This window comes from Escherichia sp. MR, from assembly GCF_005280595.1.
GTDB classification, from domain to species: domain Bacteria; phylum Pseudomonadota; class Gammaproteobacteria; order Enterobacterales; family Enterobacteriaceae; genus Escherichia; species Escherichia ruysiae.
In genome coordinates, this window is sequence record NZ_SZVK01000019.1 from 1 (window position 1) to 20,406 (window position 20,406).

The following is a 20,406-nucleotide window of genomic DNA, read 5'->3' on the forward strand; positions in this document are numbered from 1 at the left end:
CTGATAGAAACAGAAGCCACTGGAGCACCTCAAAAACACCATCATACACTAAATCAGTAAGTTGGCAGCATCACCGCTTCGTCCTTTCTGACTCTCGCTGTAATCCTTGAGGCAGCGCCGCCTGTCATATTAATTTCAAGCGTTTGTGTATCTATATACGCATCACCAAGAAAAGTTGTTGCGCTACCGTCATATTTATCAAATCGGATACGCAACCTTACCTGCAGTTCTGTTTTAAAACGACATGAGGTTGTCACGTATTTATTATCGCCTGAGACATCAACTGACTTTGTTGCAGCAATTGATGCAATATTAATGGCTGAGGTTTGCCCAATCAGAGAATCGTTACAGACAAACTTTCCATAGGTAAAACCAAAACTATCCGTCCCGGTTTCGGGAACATCCATATTTGACGATCGCCCCCAACTGGCAGGGCTTTCCGAATTGAGCATGTAGTTCGTTCTTTGCCCCTCAATAAGCAGGCCATCACGTTCAAACCGTGGCTCGTCAATGGCAGCCTCTGTCAGCACACCAGATTTATTAATATAGGTTGCTTTCGATGCGCGTTTAAACTTAACAACCTTGTCGCCAGGCATCGTTATTTCATCATCACCAATAACAATCTTTTTATATGATGGCGAAAAACCCGTAATCATATCCAGCGAATCGTTAAATGGTATCCACACATCAGGAAGCGGCTGCAATACTTGTTTATACGGCTCCGCAGCCTGGCTTGCATACTCTCTGGCTGCATCCTCACTTGCTTTAGCTGCTGTCTGGCTTGCTGCCGATGCTTGCGCCGAGTTCGCCGCTGCAGTCTCGCTTGTCTTTGCATTGGTTTCACTGGTTTTTGCAGCTTTTTGACTGTTTGCTGATGCAGTGGCAGAAGCAGCCGCCGCACTTGCAGAACCAGCTGCGGCACTCTCGCTTTGGGCCGCTGCATCCTGACTGTTTTTCGCCGCAGTTTCGCTGGCTTTGGCATTCGTTTCGCTGGTCTTCGCTGCCGTCTGGCTGGACTTTGCGTTAGTTTCGCTCGTCTTCGCTGCTTTCTGGCTGTTAGCCGCAGCAGTTGCTGATCCAGCTGCTGAAGTCGCAGAACCGGCTGCTGCGTTCTCGCTTTCAGCTGCTGCAGCCTGGCTGTTTTTCGCCGCAGTTTCACTGACTTTGGCATTCGTTTCGCTGGTTTTCGCTGCCGTCTGGCTGGACTTCGCGTTGGTTTCGCTCGTCTTTGCGGCTGTTTCGCTATTTTTCGCGTTGGTTTCTGATTTTTGGGCTGCTGTCGCGGAGTTTGCCGATGCAGTCTGTGAGGCCGCTGCTGCCTGTGCGCTGTTAGCTGCATTCGTTTCTGAGGTTTTCGCCGCGTTCTTCGATGATGCCGCTGCAGTTTCGGATTTCTTTGCCGCCGCTGCGCTCTGAGAGGCGGCTTCGGCGTTGCGTGCCGCTTCTTCCACCATTGCCTCAAAACGACGCAATGCCTCCGGCATGACATCATCTTCCGTCATGGCACCGAGAAAATCATTCAGCGTACCTGGTCTGGAACCTTCATACACGGTAATGATCCCGGCATGTGAAGGCGGAAAACCTTCAACCAGCAGGGCGACGCTGTACTGGCCATACTCGACATCCATGCTGTAACGTCCGGCTTCATCCGGATTTTCAGAGGCCACCGTGTTCACCAGTACCGTGGTGCTGTTACGCTTTGCCTTCAGTTGAATAGTGCAGTTCTGTATTGGTTTTCCCGCACCATCTTTCAGCACACCTGAAATCTGTACTGCCATACTCACTCCACAAATAAAAAAGGCGCCATTTCCGGCGCCCGTATTGGGGTTATAAATATTTCAACGGATACTGATACCGGAAGCAGCTTTTTTGGTCACAATCACCGTACAGTCTGTGATGTTACCTGCGCCCTGATTGCCTTTCTGGAAAATCTTAAACTCCAGAGTGACGCTACCACCACCACTCGGCATATCAATAACCGCACTGTAACTACCGGGAATGGCTCCTTTAGTTTCTCTGGATGCGATTAATACGCCGTTTTTGCGAACTTCAAAACCATAACCCGTATATCGCGTACCTCCCGGGTTATTACCGCTCCCCGGATCGTCATACGCCATACCGTTAAAAATAATGGGCGGAATAATAATCTGGCGGTCAAAGTTATGATCATCGTAAATGGTGACTGTAACCGTCCCGCCTGGTGTTTCCGTATCGCCCCACGAGCCAGTTTTTTTCGGGAATGGCTTAGATACAGCTTTAACGAAGTCACCTCTGACCTGAGTAGCCTCGAGCATTCCCTTAATCGTACAGTTCTCATTTATCGTGACGTTGTTGAGCGTCCCGGAGTTCACATTCACGTTACCGCTGATATCGGCATTTTTCGCCGTCAGCCGCCCGTCCGGTGTCAGGGAAAATACCGGCGGATTGCCGCCGCTGGTAATGGTTGGCGCCGTCAGATACTTCAGGAACACTTCGTTCATGAATATCTGGTTGCCCTGCGCCACAAACATCGGCGTTTCATTCCCGTTTGCCGGGTCAATAAACGCGATACGGTTAGCGGCAACCAGGAACTGGCTCAGTTTGCCTTCCTCTGTATCCTCCATGCTGAGGCCAAGCCCCGCGACATAATGTTTGCCGTCTTCGGTCTGCTCAATTTTGACGCCCCACATGGCATTCCATTTATCGTTGGCGTCTTTCCACTCTTTCGAAAACTGATCCAGTCTGCTGGCGTTATCCTCTGTCAGGTCGACTTTTTCCAGCAGCTCCTTGCCGAGATGGGATTCAGTTATCTGGCCTTTGAAAAAATCCAGGTAACCTTCCGCATCATCGCTCGCCCGACCGACAGCCTCCACGAATGCCGATTTGCCAACAGTATTCACACTGCGGATATAAAAATAATAATCATGGCCCGGTTTGATATTGATACTGGCAGCTATCCAGTACAGCGCCGTGCCAAGATAGCGGGCTGCGGTTTCAACCTGCCTGATATCCGCAATCCGCTTTTCCGAGAACCAGAACTCAAACTGTACCGTCGGGTCATAAACGGCAAGATGCGGCGTGGCGGTTATCTGAAAATAGCCCGGCGTCAGCTCAATCCGCGACGGCGCTGCCGGTGCGGCAATCCGGAACAATACCGACGCCGGATCACCCTGCTGTCCCCACGCATTTACCGCCCGGACTGTCAGCCTGTAGTTTCCCAGCGCCAGTTGCGTGAATCGGTATGTGGTTTCCGTCGTCCTGGCCGTGCTGACCAGCCGCTCACTGCCGTCATCCGCTGCCACGGTCAGGCGAAGCATAAAGCTCACGCCCTTCACCACCTTCGGTGTGTCCCAGCGCGCCAGCACCTGATATTCCCCGCTGTCTGCGGTGACTTCTGCGGTCAGGTGCTGCACCGCTGGCGGCGTGACACCATTCACCGTGCCGCTCTGGTCGCCGTCAAAGTGCGCCCCGTTATCCACGATGGCTTCTTTCTCCGGTACATGCTGCACGGCAGTGATGGCATACGTACCGTCATCGTTCTCACGGATACTCACACAGCGGAACAGGCGCTGGCGCAGCGTCGGCAGCTTCAACCCCCACACGCTGTATTCAGCAACACCGTCAGGAACCCGGCTCACTTTTACCTTCACGCCGTCGGTGACGGACTGAACCTCCACGCTGACCGGACTCCCCTGCCCGTCAACCAGGCTTATCAGCGTGGTGCCGGAGGCTAGCAGCGTGATTTCACGGTCGAGAGTCAGCGTCCGGGTCTGGCTGTTCACCGCCAGCACGCGCCCGCCGATGCTGATACCGGCATAGTCATCATCGCAGATTTCAATAACATCGCCCGGCACATGGCGAAGCCCTTCTGCGCCCACGCTGAAATCCACGGTCTGCGTTTCCAGCAGTTCCGTTTTAATCAGCCACAGCCCGGCGCGGTGCGCCTGCCCCCGGCTGGTACAGCCAAAGGCATCCATCTTCGTGACGTTACGACCGTAACGGGCAATGGCCTGCGTGTCCTCCACAAGCTCTGTCGCCGTCTCCCAGCCGTTATCCGGGTCAATCCAGTTCACCTCAACGGCATTATGGCGGTCCTTCAGGGCGCTGAAGCTGTAGCGGAACGGCGCGCCATCATCCGGCATCACCACATTACTGCGGTTATAGGTCCACACCTTATCTGATGGTCGGTCCTGCACGAACGTCAGCGTCTGCCCGTTCCATACCGGCATACAGCGCATCGCCGAGCAGAAATCACTGAGCACATCCCACGCCTTGCGCTGTGTGGTCAGGTACGCATTACAGGTGATGCGCGGCTCCGTGCCGCCAAAGCCGTCCGGCACTGACTGGTCGCAGTACTGGCCGATGACATACAGCGCCCATTTATCCACATCCGCCGTACCAAGACGTTTCCCCATGCCGTAGCGCGGGTGGGTCAGCATATCCCACAGACACCAGGCCATGTTGTTGCTGTATGCCGGTTTAAACGTTCCGTCCCAGATACCGCTGTATTGTCGCGTCTGCGGGTTATAGTTCGACGGCACCTGCAGAATGCGCCCGCGAAGATGATAATTACGGCTCACCTGCTGACTGCCGAACTGCTCCGAGTCCACCTGTACGCCGACCAGTGCCGTGTTCGGGTAGCACTGTTTCACATCGATAATTTCGGTGTATGACGACCAGAGCGTTTTGTTCTGCAGCTGGTCTGTGGTGCTGTCCGGCGTCATCCTGCGCATCCGGATACTGAACGGGCGCGGCGGCAGGTTACCCACCACCACCGAGGCCAGATACTGCGAGGTGGTTTTGCCCTTAATGGTGATGTCTTTTTCTGTCACCCAGCCACCGTTACGTTGTATCTGAACCAGCAGGCGGACTTCCGACGGATTCCTGTCACCCTTTGAGGTGGTTTCCACCAGTGCCTGCACACCGAAGGTAAAGCGCAGACGGTCGATATTTGCAGACGTGATAGTCCGGGTGATCGGCGTGTCGTATTTCACTTCCGTACCCAGCACCGTCTCGGATCCGGAGGATTCAAAACCCTCCGGCGGTGTCTGCTCCTGCTCACCTGCCCGGAACACCACTGTGACACCGGAGATATTGGTATTCCCCTCACTGTCCAGCACCGGCGTACTGTTCAGCAGCACGCTTTTTAATCCATCCACCGGACCTTCAATCGGCCCTTCGCTGATGGCATCGATCACACTCAGCAGCTGCGTGGATTTCAGGTTGTCCTTCGCTTCGCGCGGGGTATGCCCCTTACTGCTTCCTTTACCCATTCGTCATGCTCCATAAACGACAAAACCGCCCGGAGGCGGTTTCACATAAAACATTTTGCATCAGCGACCAATCACCACAACCTGACCACCGTCCCCTTCGTCTGCCGTGCAGATCTCCTGAGATACCACGCGTGACCCCACGCGCATTTCACCGTACAGAACGGGCAGAACATTCCCCTGGGCAACCATGTTATCCAGTGAGGAGAAATAGGTGTTCTGCTTACCGTTATCCGTTGTCTGTGTGCGGGGAGTTCTGGCTTTCGGTGCCAGCATCTGAGCCACACCGCCCAGGATCATACTGGCCCCTGCCGCATACATGCCCGATACAGCCGCGGCACCCAGCCAGCCCACAGGGTTCCACCATGCCACCGCAATCAACGCCGCCCCCAGCACCACCTGAAATACACCGCCACTTTTAGCTCCCGCCAGACGCGGCACAATGTGGATCACGGCACCATTTGCCAGCGGCTCATTAAGACGGGCAGATAATTCATTTTCGCCTGCATCACGCCCGGCAATGCGCACCTGATACCAGCCCTCATTCAGTTTCTGGCGAAACGACGGAAGCTGCGTGGCCAGCGCCCGGATGGCTTCGGCCCCTGTTTTCACACGAAGGTCGATGCGGCGGCCAAATCGTTGTAAATCCCCGTAAAGGCAGATGCGTGCCATGCCCGGTGACGCCAGAGGGAGTGTGTGCGTCGCTGCCATTTGTCGGTATACCTCTCTCGTTTGCTCAGTTGTTCAGGAATATGGTGCAACAGCTCGCCGTCGCCGCAGTAAATGGCGGCATGATTCGGCACCGATGAACCAAAACAGCACAGCAGCACATCGCCCGGCTGCGCCGCTGACAACGGCACCTGATACAGCCCTGTGGCCTCCAGATTATCCAGATAGAGATTCTGACCGTGACGCCACCAGTCATCCCCGCGATGAAAATCCGGCATCTCAATCCCCGCCAGATGATAAGCATCCCGGAACAGCGTGTAACAGTCCGTCACCCCGTGCTCAAAGCGCCGCCCGGTAAGATGCGGCACACAGCGGAATTTATGAATCTCACCCCGGCAGACCAGCCACCAAGGCAAATCGCTCTGCACCTGCAGCCGCCTGTCAGCCTCACTCAGCCAGGGCAGACCACCGGGGTGGCTGTGGACCAGCGCCACAATCTCACCCTGCATCTCTGACCGCAGCCAGTCTTCCGGCGACATCCGGAAATACGCCTCCGGCTCACCGGAGATATTCACGCAGGGAAAATATCTTTCCCCCTCCGGCGTTCTCACCACGAAGCCGCACGACTCCGCTGGCGCACATCGCCGGGCGTGCGCCAGAATCGCTGATTCTGTCTGTGTCATGGGATTACTGCGAAAGTTTGTTAATGGAAAGGAAGCCGCCAAAGTTGCCGACGTTATTGCGAAACTTACAGCCGCTCAGGCATTTGCTGCATTTATCCTTCGTGATATCGGACGTCGGCTGGTCATATTCATCCGCGACAGCCGGACCATGATAACCGCACTCATCACTGCGATAGGTCCAGGTGCAGGTGTTGGCCAGCATGATGCGCCCCGGAAAAACAGCACCATCAGTTTCCGTCGGTGTGGAGAGCACAAAGGAGGCACTGACCGCACTCAGTTCGCTGCACTGCTCGATGCGCCAGCGGCTGATCACCTCCTGCTCCGGATCGGCGTCGCTGTTTCCGTTGACGAAGTTCACCGCATCCAGAAAACGGGCGTAAACCTTACGCCTGACCACCGTTCCGCCGACCAGACTCTGCAGGTCTTCCGCCATCCCGGTGACCATGCCGTGCAGGTTAGAGACCGTCAGTGTCGGACGGGCAGCACTGCCCTTACCGTTCAGTTCAAATCCCGTCCCCTGAATGGGGTATGCCTGATACTGCCGCCCCTGCCAGGTGACCGGCTCACCTTTTTCGTTCTGCTCATTACAGAAAAAATAACGTTCACCACCGACCTCTGTCAGATCGATTTCCCAGAGCACCACCTGGGCTGACTGAGTAAGGCGTGTCGTCTCATGATGTGTTTCCTGTGGAATATCCTGCATCAGAGCCTCTATGCCACGACCTGTTCAAAATCTGCCGTTATGGTTACCCACAACGCCCCCACGCTTGCCGACCATTTACGACAAACCACCCTGATCGGCTTCCAGTCATAAGGTGGCGTCCACTGAAATGCGCGGACGCCACCGTGCCGTTCCAGAAAGGCTTTTAAAGATGGGTGTTCACATTTACGAACACGTATCGTCACGCTGTAAGTCGACAACTGGTTATTCAGTCCCGCCGCACGACGCTGTTCATAACCATCGCCCAGCTTCACTGTCACCACTTTCGGCTCTGATACCACATTCATATCCGGGCGCACTTTCCAGTGAAACGTCTCCATTACCGATATGCTCCACTTAACCGACCACCATCACGGGCCTGCTGTTGCATAAAGTCCGCTGCCGCTTTTTTCCCAAGGTCATAAACCACCTTCAGGGCAGCCGGACCTATCTGCCCGTTCGTGCCATCGTTATTGATCTCGATGTTGTACTGCGGGGCAAACATCGCCATACCTGAACCACCAATATCCGCCACAACCCCCAGCTTACCGTCAGCACCACGACGCAGTGGCAGAATGGCTTCAGGTCCAGCTTCCCCCATCACACCCGCGCCTTTTGCAAAAGCAAAAAACGTCGGACGGTTAACCACCGTGCCACTGTAACGACTCAAATCAGCAGACTGATAAATCCCCCCATTGGCATTCAGGGAAAGGCTGCTGAGATCAAATCCCAGTACACTGCCAATCCCTTTTATCGATTTCATCATGGTTGCCTGCGCCAGGATTTTCGCCATATCTGACAGCACAGAAGAGGTGAAGGATTTGAAATTGAGTTTGCCGGTAGTGACAAAAGTTGCCAGGCCATTTCCCATGTTGCTGAAGGCTGACGAGAACACCTGTTCTGCTGTTCCTGCCGTATTATCTGCATCCACGGTAAAATCCTGAAATGCACGCAGGACTCCGTTTTTCCAGTTACCCTGCACAACTTCAAGCTGTTGCCAGTAACGGCGATTCTCATTCAGTTGTCGGTTCAGGCTCTCCGTCAGCGCCTGCTCGGCCTTTCTGTAGTCATCCGTGTTATATGTCCCTTTCTGCTCACTATCCCGCCTCAACTGCTCCAGCTGTTGCTGGTATTTCTGGCGAAGACTCAGTTGTACCTGATATCGCTGCCGCTGCTGATCACCCATACCCACCGTGGCGATATCCAGGTCATGTTGCTGACGCTGAGCGCGCTCTTCTTCAGCCAGTTGACTGGTCAGCTGAATTGTTTTTTTCTTCAGCTCGTTGAGTGCCGTCTGTTTCTGAAGCTCCTGCTGTTTTACATCCAGCAGCGTCAGTGCCTGAATCAGTTCATCTTTACGGGCCAGCACACTCTTTTCATCTGCCGTCAGTTTTTTCCCGTCCAGGTCGCTGATGTGCTGCTGCAGAGCCAGAAGCTGTTTATGCGCTTCTGTCATCCTTTCCGTGGCAATGCCTGCTGACTGTCTGGCAGCAGCAATCTGTCCTTCCACCTGTGCCTGTTGCTGACTGTACTGCAGCAATAACCGGGTGGCCTCATCATTACGGGTATCGCGTGTTTTTTTCTTACCGGATGCCAGGGCTTTCTCGTAACGTTCATTTTCACGTTGTATCGCCGCATCCCTGACAGCCTGATCGGCGTACTGCATGGCATTAATACGCGCAATTTCACGCTGATGTCGTGCTGCTTCCGTTTCATTCATCCGGTTCAGTGCAGCATTTTCAGCATTACGGCGTTTCTGTTGCTCCTGATAATTCCGCTCTGCCTGCTCTTTTGCATCCTGCAAATCCTTCTGGCGTTTTTTCTCCTGAAGCTCGTTAAGACGCTGCTGATCGTACTCAACCTGAGAAGATGATGCCGTCCAGGGGAGTCTTTTCGCCCGCGACATTTTCTCCTGTAAAGCGGAAATCTGTTCATCCAGCGAGTCTTCACGACCAATATTCATGGCCGCATCCCAGAAACGACTCCATAAATCAGACAGATACTTCAGCGTACTGCCCAGCGCATTGAGGTTATTATCAATATCCGCAGTACGCCGACCGGTTTCCTCTGCCAGTGCAGACATGGCTATCCGTGCCGCATCACTGGACCGCCCCTGTTCCCCAAGGACGCGTATCTGCTCAAGCTGAGTGGCAGTAAGAAAATGCAGCTCATTGTCCAGAGCCTTCGCGGCATTTACAGGATCATCCTTCAGCCGCTTAAACTGACTTATGGTATCGCTGACCGACTGGCCAACCGATCGCTCCATCTGTGCGGCAGCTCTCGCCACCATACCGATATCGTTTCCACGAAATGCACCACTCCCCACCACCTGAGCCAGCGCACCGGCTGCAGCATGTTGCGTGATACCATTCCCGGAAATAGCACGACTGAGCGTCCACAGCTGCCCGGCAGTGACTCCGGCATAATGCCCCGTCAGCGACAGCTGGCGGTTAAATTCTTCCCCCTCCTTCTGACCGTCATACCAGGCTTTACCCAGACCATAGACAGCCGCGGCAATACCGCCAATAACCCCGCCAAGCATCATGCCTTTCGGTGACATCAATGTGTCTATCCACCCGGCACGGTTAGCCAGCGTTATTCCGGATCCCCTCAGCGCACCTAAATTTCCGCGGGCCAGTTCACCTATCAGAACGCCTATCTCCTGACGGGCCGCTGCACTTTTCAGCCCCAGCGAATGCGTGGCTTTTCCTGCCTGCTCCATTTTGCGGATATACACTTCTGCAGCACTGCTTACCCCCAGCTGGGCAGCCTTAGCACGAAGCAACTCAGAAGAAGAAAGATTCTGGCGGGTTGCCTGCTCTTTAAGCTGACGGATAAACGCCACTTTCTGTCGGGTAGCCTCTTCCTCAGCCTGTGTAAGAACACGGGTTTTCGCCGTAACCTCAGAAATCAGCGCCAGATAATCCTGCTGACCAATCCCGCCACTGTTTCTGGCCTGTCGGATCTGCTGCTGAATACGCTGTAATTCCTGCAGACCCGCACTGGCCTGTTTCACACTGTCAATCTGACGATAAAACGCAGCAGCCGCTTTATCCTGAGCCTCCGCCAGAGCCATGGCCTGCGCCTGTTCCTCGCGCATTTTCTGGCTCAGCGCCTCCATGCGCTGGCGGGTTTTCTCCACCTCGCGGGCCATGCGTTCATGAGCCTGTGCGTTCTTCTCCACCGTCTGCGCATGGACGGATGCGGCTGTTGCAGCCGAAGACGCCGCCTGCGTTGTCTGCCGGGCGGCCTGAGTCTGACGCTCCATAAAACGCTGCATACGGGCAGAAGACCGTTCTGCATCGCTGGCTGCACCATTCAGAAGGTTTTTGATACGGGGGATTTCATTTTTAAACTCTGCCGCATCAATCCCCAAATCAATGACCAGGTTGGCTATCTGGTCCATAACGCACACCTCCGGAAATACCTTCCCCAAGATGCATCAGTTCTTCGTCCGTTCGCTCCGGTATCCCGTTCTCTTCCGGTAAAAGGCTGAAATCAGCCACCGCAGCATCACTGCTGCCGGACACCATTCTCACGATCAATGCCTTCAGCGAGGCAAACTGCGCATCCATCCACACATCACTGAAGCTCTGCATCCGGAAATAATCGCCCCACTCACCAAGCTCAGTGGCCGACATTTCCGACAGCATCCGCCGCCAGTCTGCCCGCCGGAACTCCCGGGCAAGCCGCATGACAAACTGCATTTCCCGCGTCAGGACTTTTCCGGCGTCAGCGCCTCATGCTCATCATCCCCGGCATTATCAATGGCCCCCATACCGCTCAGCGACAGAACCATCTCCGCCCCCGCACCCAGGGCATCATACGACCATGTTGTAATAACGGATGCGCAAAGCGTCTCTACATCCTTAGACTGATCCGCATTCCACAGTGAGCGGGAAACCAGCCAGGCATTGATATCCATCCCCATCCGCAGAAAAGCAATCTGTCGTTCAGCCTCCGGCAGTTCTCCCTCACCGGCATCAAACTTTGCCGTTCGCTGCTGAACAAACGCCAGATATTCAATTCTCTGCAGCCCGGACAGCTCACTGAGCACCACGGACTGTTTTTCATAATTAAACGTGCCCTGTTTCAGAAACATCATGTTCTCCACCTGCAAAAAAGCCCCGGATAACCGGGGCAAATGATGAGTATCGTCCTGTTAACCTGCAGCGCTGACAGTCACCGCAGCCACAGCCACAAAATTCCCGTCAGCGGTCATGCCCACAATGCTGACACTGCCCTGCTTCACGCCTTTCACCGTGGCCACAAGCCCGTTCAGGGTCACCGTGGCAGTCTGTGGATCTGACGAATGCACACTGATCGCTTTGTCACTGGCTCCGTCAGGTTTTACTGTAAAGGTCAGCGTGGTGGTTGCTCCCACTTTTACACTGGCAGATGCCGGTGCCACCGTCAGCCCGGTAACGCTCACTGTTTCAGTGCCTTCCTCTGCCAGATACGGACGCCCCACACCGCTGATTTTCACAGTGCGGGTCATCACGTCTTTTGAGGCAATGGTTTTACCCAGTGAACTCAGCCAGCCACGGAAAACATCAACAGTACCGTTGGGATATTTGATACGAAACGCGCAGACTTCACCGGAGTCGAACAACTGAACCAGTTTTTTCTGCCCGCTGTCACCCGGACGCCAGGCCAGCGTCGCCGAAGTATCACCGACTGATTTCTGCCCCTGGGTTGTCGTTTTCCAGTCTGCATCTTCATCATCGAGATAAGTATCATCTTCTGCATCAGCGGTCATTTCGCCAGGTTGCAGATCCTTCACCATCGCAAGACGCAGCCAGTCAGTGTCCGACAAAGGGTTCGCAAATGCGTCGCCGTTGCCGGTATACATCCAGAACGTCGTCCCCGCACCTTTCGTCTTTGCCAGTGGATTTGGTGTGGTCATTGCCACCTCCTTAATTCGTGTACGTGATCTGGTACGTGATTTCCGCCATCGCCCAGGTGGCCATCTCATTATCACGTTGATAGTTAAAACCGAGTGGGATCAGGGTGTCGATGAGTCCGGAAAGTGCCGGTACATCATTCAGGGCCGGGAAAATGGTGCTCTCCATCCACATATCCAGCTCTGAATCCGGTGCCTGTGCCCGGATGAAGACAGCAATATGCAGAACAGCCTGCCAGTCATCTTCATCCGTCATTTTTCCGGTGTACTGAGCATCACTCAGCCACACCGCCACGGCAGGCAGTTCCTGCGCATCAACAAATGCCGGAAGCCCGTCAAAAAACGTGGCGCTGTCTCCACACTGTTCCCGAAGGCGTGCCAGTACGACCTGGCGGATTTGTGTATGTCGGTTCATCGGGTCAGCCATAACCTCAGTTGTTGTTTCAGTGCATACCCCAGCTGTTTCGGCATTTCCGCAGCAATGATGCGGTCGCGGGCATCTTCAAATGCCTGTGTCAGCGGTCCGGACAGCGGGATTTTCACCACATCAATGGGGTAACGATTTTTGCCATCAATACGCCGCATCACATGCCAGCGACCATTCGCCAGTTGCTGAATAAACGCATCCCGGAAAAGATATTTACCCACCTTCAGCACACTGCCACGGTACTGCAGTTTTCCACCACGCCGGGCCAGTCTAACCCGGGCTGTCCCCAGCTTAATGGCGGGCAGATTGCCCCGGTTAACGCGGATCCTGGCCGTCATTTTTCCTGACGGACTGGCTTTAAACACCCGGACACGCTGACGTACCAGTTTCAGGGGGATCCCTTTCACCTGGTTATCTCCCGCAACGGTATTCCCGGCAACCTGCCGGGTGGCAACCGAGACCGCTTTCTGTGCCACACGGTTTATCGCCCATGCGCTGGCCTGTGGTACCATACGGGTATCAAGGCTGTTCAGATTGCGGATGGCATTCTCAAGCCCCTTCATCCCACACCTCTTTACTCAATAAAGATCATTGGCTTACCGTTAAAGCGTTCATGCCGTGTGACCGTCCATTGTTGTCCGTCATAAACAACGCGATCCCCGCGCCGTGGGCGATATCCCGAAGAAAACACCACCAGAGAGACCGCAGGTCCGGACAGAGCATTCAGCTCTGCCAGTGTTTCTCCCAGGATCACAGTCATATCGACATCATTAATCGAGGCTGTCTTTCCCATCTTTCTGACCGTGATAGCATCCATACGCGCTGCCAGCCGGGAAAAGGGATCAGACATTGAGTTTTACCGGCACTTCTTCTGCACTGGTTCCAGCATCTGCCCAGACAACCCCGACCAGCGGATCAGAGCCGCTGTTAGTCAGCTGAACTTTTCCGGACTTCAGATAAACCTTCTTACCCGTTTTCATGTCATCCGTTTTCAGCTTAGGCAGCATAAACACACCTTCGGTCAGGCCGTCGCCTGTTTCACCCTGTGGAATATCGGTCAGCGCCACCGCAAAAACATCGCCCACCTGCACCAGATCTCCGCTGCTGATGGCTGCACTGGCAACAATCGCCACCGTTTTTCCTTCTTCTACAAAATTCTTTGCCATAACTGTCTCCGCACAGCCCCGTTCAGGGGCTGATTTCAGGTACAAAAAAAGCCCTTACGGGCCATCAGAGTTGTTGTCTGCGACGTTTACGCCGTACATTTCACCAGACCGCGGTGATCAACTGGCGCGACACCGGCGTCAATACGCACTTTCGTTGTCACGCCATCCACACTGAAGCCCTCCATCTGATCAATATATGGCGTATCCACACCGTTGAGATAAGCCACTTCAATCGTATCGGAGCCTTTGGACGCAGCCAGGTAGAAAGTGGTCTGGCTGTTATCATCAAGACGAGGCTCTGCAATAACGGTCGCAAAATCTTTCACCGGGTTAATAATACCGGCGTTAATGTCAGCCCCCTTGACACTTGAGGAGCGAATGACCTGGTTAGCAACAGACTCCATCGCCGTCGGTACCAGTACGAACGCAGGACGAATATTCAGATGACGCTCCCCCTCTTTCTGAACACGCATCAACTGGCGGGCTTTATCCAGCGATGCCACGTCCATTGCAGCGCTCTCCAGTACGTTTGCATGTTTCGCTTTATCGAACAGACTTACATTATCTGTGGATATTTTCGGGTTAGACGTCAGAATGGCATAAACCAGATCGGCAATAGTGGATTTCGCCGCACGACCCAGTTTCATCGGGACATCGGTCAGCATATTCAGATCATCATTGATAATGGCCTGACGGGTGATACTGAACAGCTCGCCATAGGTCGCCAGTGCAATAGTGGCCTGTTTATCTCCGGTGGTGACGTATTTATATTCCGCCCCTTCACGCACCTGACGCAGAGCACTGAAGCCCCCCATACCCACACGATGGGCAATTTTAAAATCAGACAACTGACCTTTCCGCGTCCACTGTTCATAGGTTTCAGGGGCATCTTCCCAGCCCTGTAGAATGGCTTTGTTCGCAACATCCAGCAGAATATTACCGAAGTCAGACGTACTGTGTGTGAACGCCGCACCGACCATCTGCATCGGGTTATAACTGGAAACCCCAATCCCCCGTTCAGTCAGTGACATACGAGCATATTCACGCAGGGTCATCCCGTTGTAGACATTATCACGTTCGGTTTTTTCAAATCCGGCACGCGCCATCAGCGCCTGGCGGATCCCGTCCCCCACAAAATTACCGTTACCGGCATAAATATGAGCCGGGGTATTTTTATTGGATGGCGTGGACTCGCGCCCCATCTCGTTCAACAGCTTTTCGCGGGCCTGCTCCAGCGAACATTCAGGATCGGCAAGACACTGAGCCTGCAGCGTCTGATAACGCCCGCCAAACATGGCAAACAAATCATTAATACCGTTTACACGCGCTTTTTGCTCTGCCAGTACCTGCGCACGGATACTGTTTTCATCCACCACGGGTGCTGCTGCCTGCACTGGCGTCCGGGAGGCTACAGGTTCATTATCCTGTACGCGTGGAGCACTGTTGCGTGGCGGAGTAATCATGTTTCGAATGGATTCCGGCATCTTTTTAAATTCCTCTGTACGTTTTGACTGAATACATGCCATTGCCTTAACGGCTGGCGTTACCTGATCAGCAAATCCATGTGCCAGACATTCGGCACCGGACATCCAGGTCTCATCCGCCAGCATGGCAGCAATTTCATCGGTGGTTTTCCCGGTTTTCTGTGCATAAGCGGGTAACAGAACCGCCTCAACCTTATCGAGCAGGTCGGCATAGGTGCGCATGTCTTCCGCATCACCGCCCGTAAAGCCAAATGGTTTATGAATCATCATGAAGGTGTTTTCCGGCATAATGACCGGGTTTCCCACCATCGCAATGACCGACGCCATTGACGCCGCCACACCGTCGACATAAACGGTAATGGACGCACCATGTGTTTTCAGCGCATTAAAAATGGCGATGCCTTCAAAGACATCGCCACCCGGTGAATTAATATGGAGATTAATGTGGGTGATATCGCCCAGTGCATTCAGATCACTGATAAACTGCTTCGCTGTAACACCCCAGAAACCAATCTCGTCATAAATATAAATATCCGCGTCACTCTGGTGACCAGCCTGCATCCTGAACCAGGAATTATTCTTCGGACTGGTCGTCGGTGTGCTGCGGCTCCTGTCGTTTCGTTGCGGCACTGCTGCCTCCTTTATCACTGGCCGGATCAGTATCAAATACCAGATCCAGCTTGCGGTTTTCATCAATTTCGGCCTTGCGCCGACGTTTGACATCATCCGGATTACGACCACCAGCACGTACCCAGTCTGATTCTGTCGCCGCTCCACCACGAATCTGGATTTTCCAGGCCTCAGCCTCCTTAACAGGGTCAATCCACGGCATCACTGGTCCGGAATACACCGCGGTATACAGTGAAGAACGGTCAAGATCGCGGGGTAGCCTGATAACACCGGATGCCACAGCCTGTTTCAGCCAGGCACGATACATCGGGCGGGTGACGGCACCAATAAACCAGTCCTGCAGGATCAGGTAGCCATCAGTAGACTCAACCAGTTCCTGACGCTGGGCGCTGTAAGTGCCGTTATAGTTGCGTGCCGTACTGGAAAAACTCAGACGACTGCCCGCCGCCACGGCACGCAACTGACCATTACGAAAAGTTTCAAGGTTAGGATTGGGACGATCCGACTTCACCATTCCGATTTCTTCGCCGGGTTTCAGATCGTCGTAAATAATGCCTGGCTGAATGGTAAGCTCGCGTTCATTCTCCTTGCTGCCATTACCATCCGGTTCATAGCTCTGCCCGTCGCCTTTGCGGATGTACATCCCCAGAGCAGCGGCGATCCTTGCTGCAGTCAGCTCAGAATCTTCATACTCTTTCAGGGCACTGAGGCGGATCAGCACACCGGACAACAAAGACGTCCCGCGCATCTGGTGCAGACGGCGAACAAATTTAAGATGCAGCATTCGCTCTGCATCCACTTCTTTGGTTTCCATCTGCCGCCCGGATACGGGACGGCTTTTATACACCAGATATTTTTCGGGACGCCCCCAGTCATCAACAAACACGCCCTGATTCAGCCTGTTGCTCTCATCACTGGTCATGGGAATAAAGTCCGGCTCGAGCGCCTCCAGCCAGAAATGAACACCGGCAGAAGGCGTCAGGCTGTTTATGCGCCCGGAAACCATCTGGGCAAACACCTCACCATCGCGCAGCCAGGTACGCAGCATCAGACGTTCCAGCATCGGACGGGTAAACTGCCCGGTGACTTCCGGACTGACAGACCATTCACTCCATCGGGTGCGTATCTCCGCTGCCAGATCACGGGCAATGGCCCCATTGCGTAATACCGGATGTGGCTCGACAATAATCCCGTTTTTCCCCACCACCCGTTCTTCCAGCTTGTCAAATACACCAATAACCAGATCGTGGTTGTTATCAAGGTAACGGGCCTGCTCACGTAACGACACGGCCCCGTACTGGCTTAACTGGTCGGCAGTTCGGTTTTCCCGCCGGGCTTTGTGTGTCCGCGTCGTTTTTACGGCCTCATAAGCCTGGATCACCGCACGGGAACGCAGCCTTGCCGCTTTCCATCCTGGTGAAAAAACGCCAATCACATCATCAAGAATTGCCATCAGAACCTCGCCAGCCGGTACCCGGGATGCCCCCGTCGTCGTGTAATCAGAGCCGCAAGGCGGCGCTCCCACTCCTGCCGTCCCTGCCGGATCTCAGATAAGTTTTCCATGGTCATCTGCTGACCATTAAAGGTGACGGATTTTCCGTCCAGCACCGCCATTTCAGCTTCCGTATAACGCTGAATCATGGCTTCGATATCATTCTGGTTCATAACCATCCTCCGGAAGTCAGCCAGGGGTTAATATCGTCAGTTACTGTTTTCTTCCGTTTTTGTTTTTTAACAGGCGTGGATACCGGTTCCGGTGAGGGTGACGGTTCAGTACTGTCCGGGACACACTCCAGCCAGGTTTCCCGGCTCGCCCACTCCGGTGCATCCGGCCAGCGGATCTTTTCGTATCCATGCAGAATGACCAGAGCCTCGGCATACACCATCAGGTCAAAAGCTTCGTTGGCACCGCGACCCGGCTTACTCCATTTCCCGTCACTACTCCGCTCTTCATACGTCAGTTCGTCGTAAAACCAGCTCCCCAGCCAGTCAGGGAAATGCACATAGCCGGGACCTGGAGAGTCACGCCATAACGCGTTATTCACCCGGTCTTTCAGGGCATCCGTCTGAAGAAGCCAGAGCGGCACATCACCTGCGGCCTGCGCCCGTCGGCCCGTTCGTCCGGTGTTATCAGGGAATGTACGGGTGATCAGTTTTGCGCGCCGGATGCTGTCGCCCTTAAACAGGTAAATACGTTTACCAAGGCCATCACGACGGCAACGACGCCAGAATTTATAGGCATTATCAGTGACCCCGTCTTCACCGCCGGAGTCCACCGCCATTGCCATCAGTCGCATTTGTTGAGAAGGATCGGAGGCCAGCGGCCAGCTTTTATGAAAAACATCCGTCAGCAGGACATCCCAGTCTTCCGGATAGCTGGCCGGATCAATTCGCTGGCTCTCCCCGTCGCTGTCACCGCGCAATGACTGCGTGATGTTGTAACGATCAATAATCCAGCGTTCGCCACGGCTGCCATAGCCCGTTACCTGAACCACAAAACGGCGATGACGTCCCGCCTGCACATCCACTGTCGCCACCAGGAAATTAACGCCATCTGGCACACTGCGGGAAGGAACTGGCTCTGCCCGCTGCTCAAGCAGTTCACTTTTTCGTTGCTCCATGCTGGCACGGGGAAGATAAGGTAATCCCCAGTCGGTATTGATAACCGTCTTGAGTGTTTCTTCACTTCCGGTTGTCTCGTATTCCTGTTCTGCAGTAAGCAGTTTGTAAACGAGTTGCGAGAGTGTCTGGTAAGCAGCTGCCGGACCCTCCATCCAGAATGACGCAATACGTGAGCGTCGGGGATCACCATAACGACTGCCATCCGCATTGATGGATTCACCATCCCGCAACCAGACCCCACGTCCGTTCAGCTCACGTTTTTGTTCAGGCATAATCCGTCCTGAACAGGAAGGACACTGAATATAAGCCGCCTCACTTGCCAGCACGGGATCGGCAATATCACGGAAACCAGCAACCACATCGCCGCAGGGCTGAAAATACTCACCACAGTGTGGACAGGGCCAGTACCAGCGACGGCGATCGCCACGGTTATAGAGCGACAGTATCCCCGTGGTTGGTGGAGCCTCATGCGGTGAAGTCCGTCGCCATTTCACATCCTTCACATCCCTGCCGGGGGAACTCTCCACCAGCGTCATACCACTGGACATAAATGTGGTGGTACGTTTTGAGGCAAGAGAGAAGGCATCCCCCTCGCCATCAATATCTTCCGGAAAACGGTCATAATCCGTCAGCGCCACGCATTTATAATCTGATGAGGACATGATATTGACTGACGGCCAGCCGATTTTCAGGTAGTTGCCAGCAAGGAATGTTCTGTCATAAACGTTGTTGTCATTTTTGTTCGGACTCAGGCGACTGACCACTTCCGGGCTGACGCGAAACGTTCTGGCAAGTCGTTTTTTGGAGTGTTCGCGGGCTTTTTCCTCCGTCATCTGAATGATCAGCATATCCGCAGGATCGCAAATCACGTTGTAAATCACCCAGCCGTCAATCAGGCCGATAGTCTTGCCAGTTCGTGCCGGGCCAACAAATATCACTGCGTCGTATTCACGCGAGGCCAGGCAGTTCATCGGCTCAATAACATACGGTGCCACCAGCGGATCCCACGGGACTGAGTTCCCGGCCCCCATGGGCACCCGCATATACTGAGCAACGGCATCAGCAACCCGCATTCGTCTCGGTGCGCGAAGGATATAACCTGAATCGGTTCGTGCTGCCTTTGCGGTTTCCTGATTCAGCATTACTCCTCCTGCTGTAATTCCTCCTCATCATCCGCACCTGCTTCTGTCACCCGCAGGGCTATCTGATCGCGCAGATCATCAATAATGGACTGAACACGGCTCACAGCGGCAGGCTGCAGACCGCAGTCGCGTTCCAGAATATCCGGTAATGTCTCCAGCACCTGCACGACCGCTTTTGCCCAGATGGCAAACTCCCGTCTGACATCACTGGCCGGAATGAGTTGTGCTGTTTCCTGTTCGAACTTAAGACGCTCACGTTCAGACTGATACCAGGCTTTGCGCTCATGCGCGTCCATTTCGCCTTCAGCAACCGGCGGTGGTAATGCCAGAAATGCCGACACAATATCAACCACCCGATAAAGCTTAAGGTTGCTTTCATGCCCCCCTGCAACGGGTAGATTTTGCAGCCTTGCCGCAGCAGTCTGGCGATGTACACCTGACAGTGCTGCCAGTTGACTGATATTCAGCGTCAGATTTTTTAACTCTCGATCCATACCCGCTCCGGAATGTTTTAAACATGCATCTTGCGAACAACTTTAGATAAATGGTGTTAGTGATGAACAAAAAACAATCAAAATCGACACCGGAAAAATAAAATCTCTTGAATATCAATTCACTACAGTTGTGGTGATGACGAATGAAATTTCAAAAACTAGCCTTTTTCCGCGACGCTCCCGCCCCGTGGCAGGCCACCCCACCGGGAGGACCCGTCAGCCTGACAGCCATGACGA

Annotated in this window: 18 protein-coding genes and 1 pseudogene; all 19 read right to left on the reverse strand. The window is 54.1% G+C overall.

What is annotated here, in order from left to right; genetic code table 11:
* Positions 1-74: 74 nt before the first annotated feature.
* Positions 75-1,778 (reverse strand): annotated as a pseudogene (locus FC814_RS10575) (prophage tail fiber N-terminal domain-containing protein); the annotation flags it as partial.
* Positions 1,779-1,838: 60 nt separating this feature from the next.
* On the reverse strand, positions 1,839-5,252 hold the full coding sequence (locus FC814_RS10580; protein ID WP_137325914.1) for a phage tail protein: 3,414 nt from the start codon (positions 5,250-5,252) through the stop codon (positions 1,839-1,841).
* A 60-nt stretch (positions 5,253-5,312) separates the two neighbouring features.
* The gene (locus tag FC814_RS10585) at positions 5,313-5,960 is read right to left on the reverse strand and encodes a tail assembly protein (protein ID WP_137325915.1); all 648 of its coding nucleotides are present in this window, start codon (positions 5,958-5,960) and stop codon (positions 5,313-5,315) included.
* Positions 5,858-6,601: a C40 family peptidase gene (locus FC814_RS10590; protein WP_137325916.1), complete on the reverse strand. Its 744-nt coding sequence runs from the start codon at positions 6,599-6,601 to the stop codon at positions 5,858-5,860. The genes FC814_RS10585 and FC814_RS10590 overlap by 103 nt, the downstream gene beginning before the upstream one ends.
* 4 nt (positions 6,602-6,605) lie before the next feature.
* Complete coding sequence (locus tag FC814_RS10595; RefSeq protein ID WP_001152389.1) at positions 6,606-7,304, reverse strand: phage minor tail protein L; 699 nt, start codon at positions 7,302-7,304, stop codon at positions 6,606-6,608.
* Between the two features lie 8 nt (positions 7,305-7,312).
* On the reverse strand, positions 7,313-7,642 hold the full coding sequence (locus FC814_RS10600) for a phage tail protein (RefSeq protein WP_000447253.1): 330 nt from the start codon (positions 7,640-7,642) through the stop codon (positions 7,313-7,315).
* Positions 7,642-10,707: a phage tail tape measure protein gene (locus FC814_RS10605; RefSeq protein ID WP_137325917.1), complete on the reverse strand. Its 3,066-nt coding sequence runs from the start codon at positions 10,705-10,707 to the stop codon at positions 7,642-7,644. The genes FC814_RS10600 and FC814_RS10605 overlap by 1 nt, the downstream gene beginning before the upstream one ends.
* Positions 10,679-11,008 (reverse strand): phage tail assembly protein T, encoded by a 330-nt coding sequence (locus FC814_RS10610; RefSeq protein ID WP_001161009.1) that lies wholly within the window; start codon positions 11,006-11,008, stop codon positions 10,679-10,681. Before FC814_RS10610 ends, FC814_RS10605 begins: the two co-directional genes overlap by 29 nt.
* A gap of 8 nt (positions 11,009-11,016) precedes the next feature.
* Positions 11,017-11,403, reverse strand: a complete 387-nt coding sequence (locus FC814_RS10615; RefSeq protein ID WP_001298500.1) for a phage minor tail protein G — start codon at positions 11,401-11,403, stop codon at positions 11,017-11,019.
* 60 nt (positions 11,404-11,463) lie between these two features.
* A complete protein-coding gene (locus FC814_RS10620; protein WP_000211128.1) occupies positions 11,464-12,207 on the reverse strand; it encodes a phage tail protein in 744 nt (247 codons plus the stop codon).
* 10 nt (positions 12,208-12,217) lie between these two features.
* Entirely contained in the window at positions 12,218-12,619 is a 402-nt protein-coding gene (locus FC814_RS10625) for a phage minor tail U family protein (RefSeq protein ID WP_001079419.1), read from the reverse strand.
* The gene (locus tag FC814_RS10630; protein WP_000677106.1) at positions 12,616-13,194 is read right to left on the reverse strand and encodes a phage tail protein; all 579 of its coding nucleotides are present in this window, start codon (positions 13,192-13,194) and stop codon (positions 12,616-12,618) included. Before FC814_RS10630 ends, FC814_RS10625 begins: the two co-directional genes overlap by 4 nt.
* A gap of 11 nt (positions 13,195-13,205) precedes the next feature.
* A complete protein-coding gene (locus FC814_RS10635) occupies positions 13,206-13,481 on the reverse strand; it encodes a DNA breaking-rejoining protein (RefSeq protein WP_137325918.1) in 276 nt (91 codons plus the stop codon).
* Positions 13,474-13,797 carry a DUF2190 family protein gene (locus FC814_RS10640; protein WP_001097045.1) on the reverse strand — a complete coding sequence of 108 codons (324 nt, stop codon included), beginning with the start codon at positions 13,795-13,797 and terminating at the stop codon, positions 13,474-13,476. The genes FC814_RS10635 and FC814_RS10640 overlap by 8 nt, the downstream gene beginning before the upstream one ends.
* A gap of 86 nt (positions 13,798-13,883) precedes the next feature.
* A complete protein-coding gene (locus FC814_RS10645) occupies positions 13,884-15,911 on the reverse strand; it encodes a ClpP-like prohead protease/major capsid protein fusion protein (protein WP_021538845.1) in 2,028 nt (675 codons plus the stop codon).
* Positions 15,856-17,436, reverse strand: coding sequence for a phage portal protein (locus FC814_RS10650; RefSeq protein WP_011478361.1), 1,581 nt, complete (start codon positions 17,434-17,436; stop codon positions 15,856-15,858). Before FC814_RS10650 ends, FC814_RS10645 begins: the two co-directional genes overlap by 56 nt.
* A complete protein-coding gene (locus FC814_RS10655; RefSeq protein WP_001072975.1) occupies positions 17,364-17,576 on the reverse strand; it encodes a hypothetical protein in 213 nt (70 codons plus the stop codon). Before FC814_RS10655 ends, FC814_RS10650 begins: the two co-directional genes overlap by 73 nt.
* The gene (locus tag FC814_RS10660; protein WP_137325919.1) at positions 17,573-19,675 is read right to left on the reverse strand and encodes a phage terminase large subunit family protein; all 2,103 of its coding nucleotides are present in this window, start codon (positions 19,673-19,675) and stop codon (positions 17,573-17,575) included. The genes FC814_RS10655 and FC814_RS10660 overlap by 4 nt, the downstream gene beginning before the upstream one ends.
* Entirely contained in the window at positions 19,675-20,169 is a 495-nt protein-coding gene (locus FC814_RS10665; RefSeq protein WP_000373425.1) for a DUF1441 family protein, read from the reverse strand. The genes FC814_RS10660 and FC814_RS10665 overlap by 1 nt, the downstream gene beginning before the upstream one ends.
* Between the last annotated feature and the right edge of the window lie 237 nt (positions 20,170-20,406).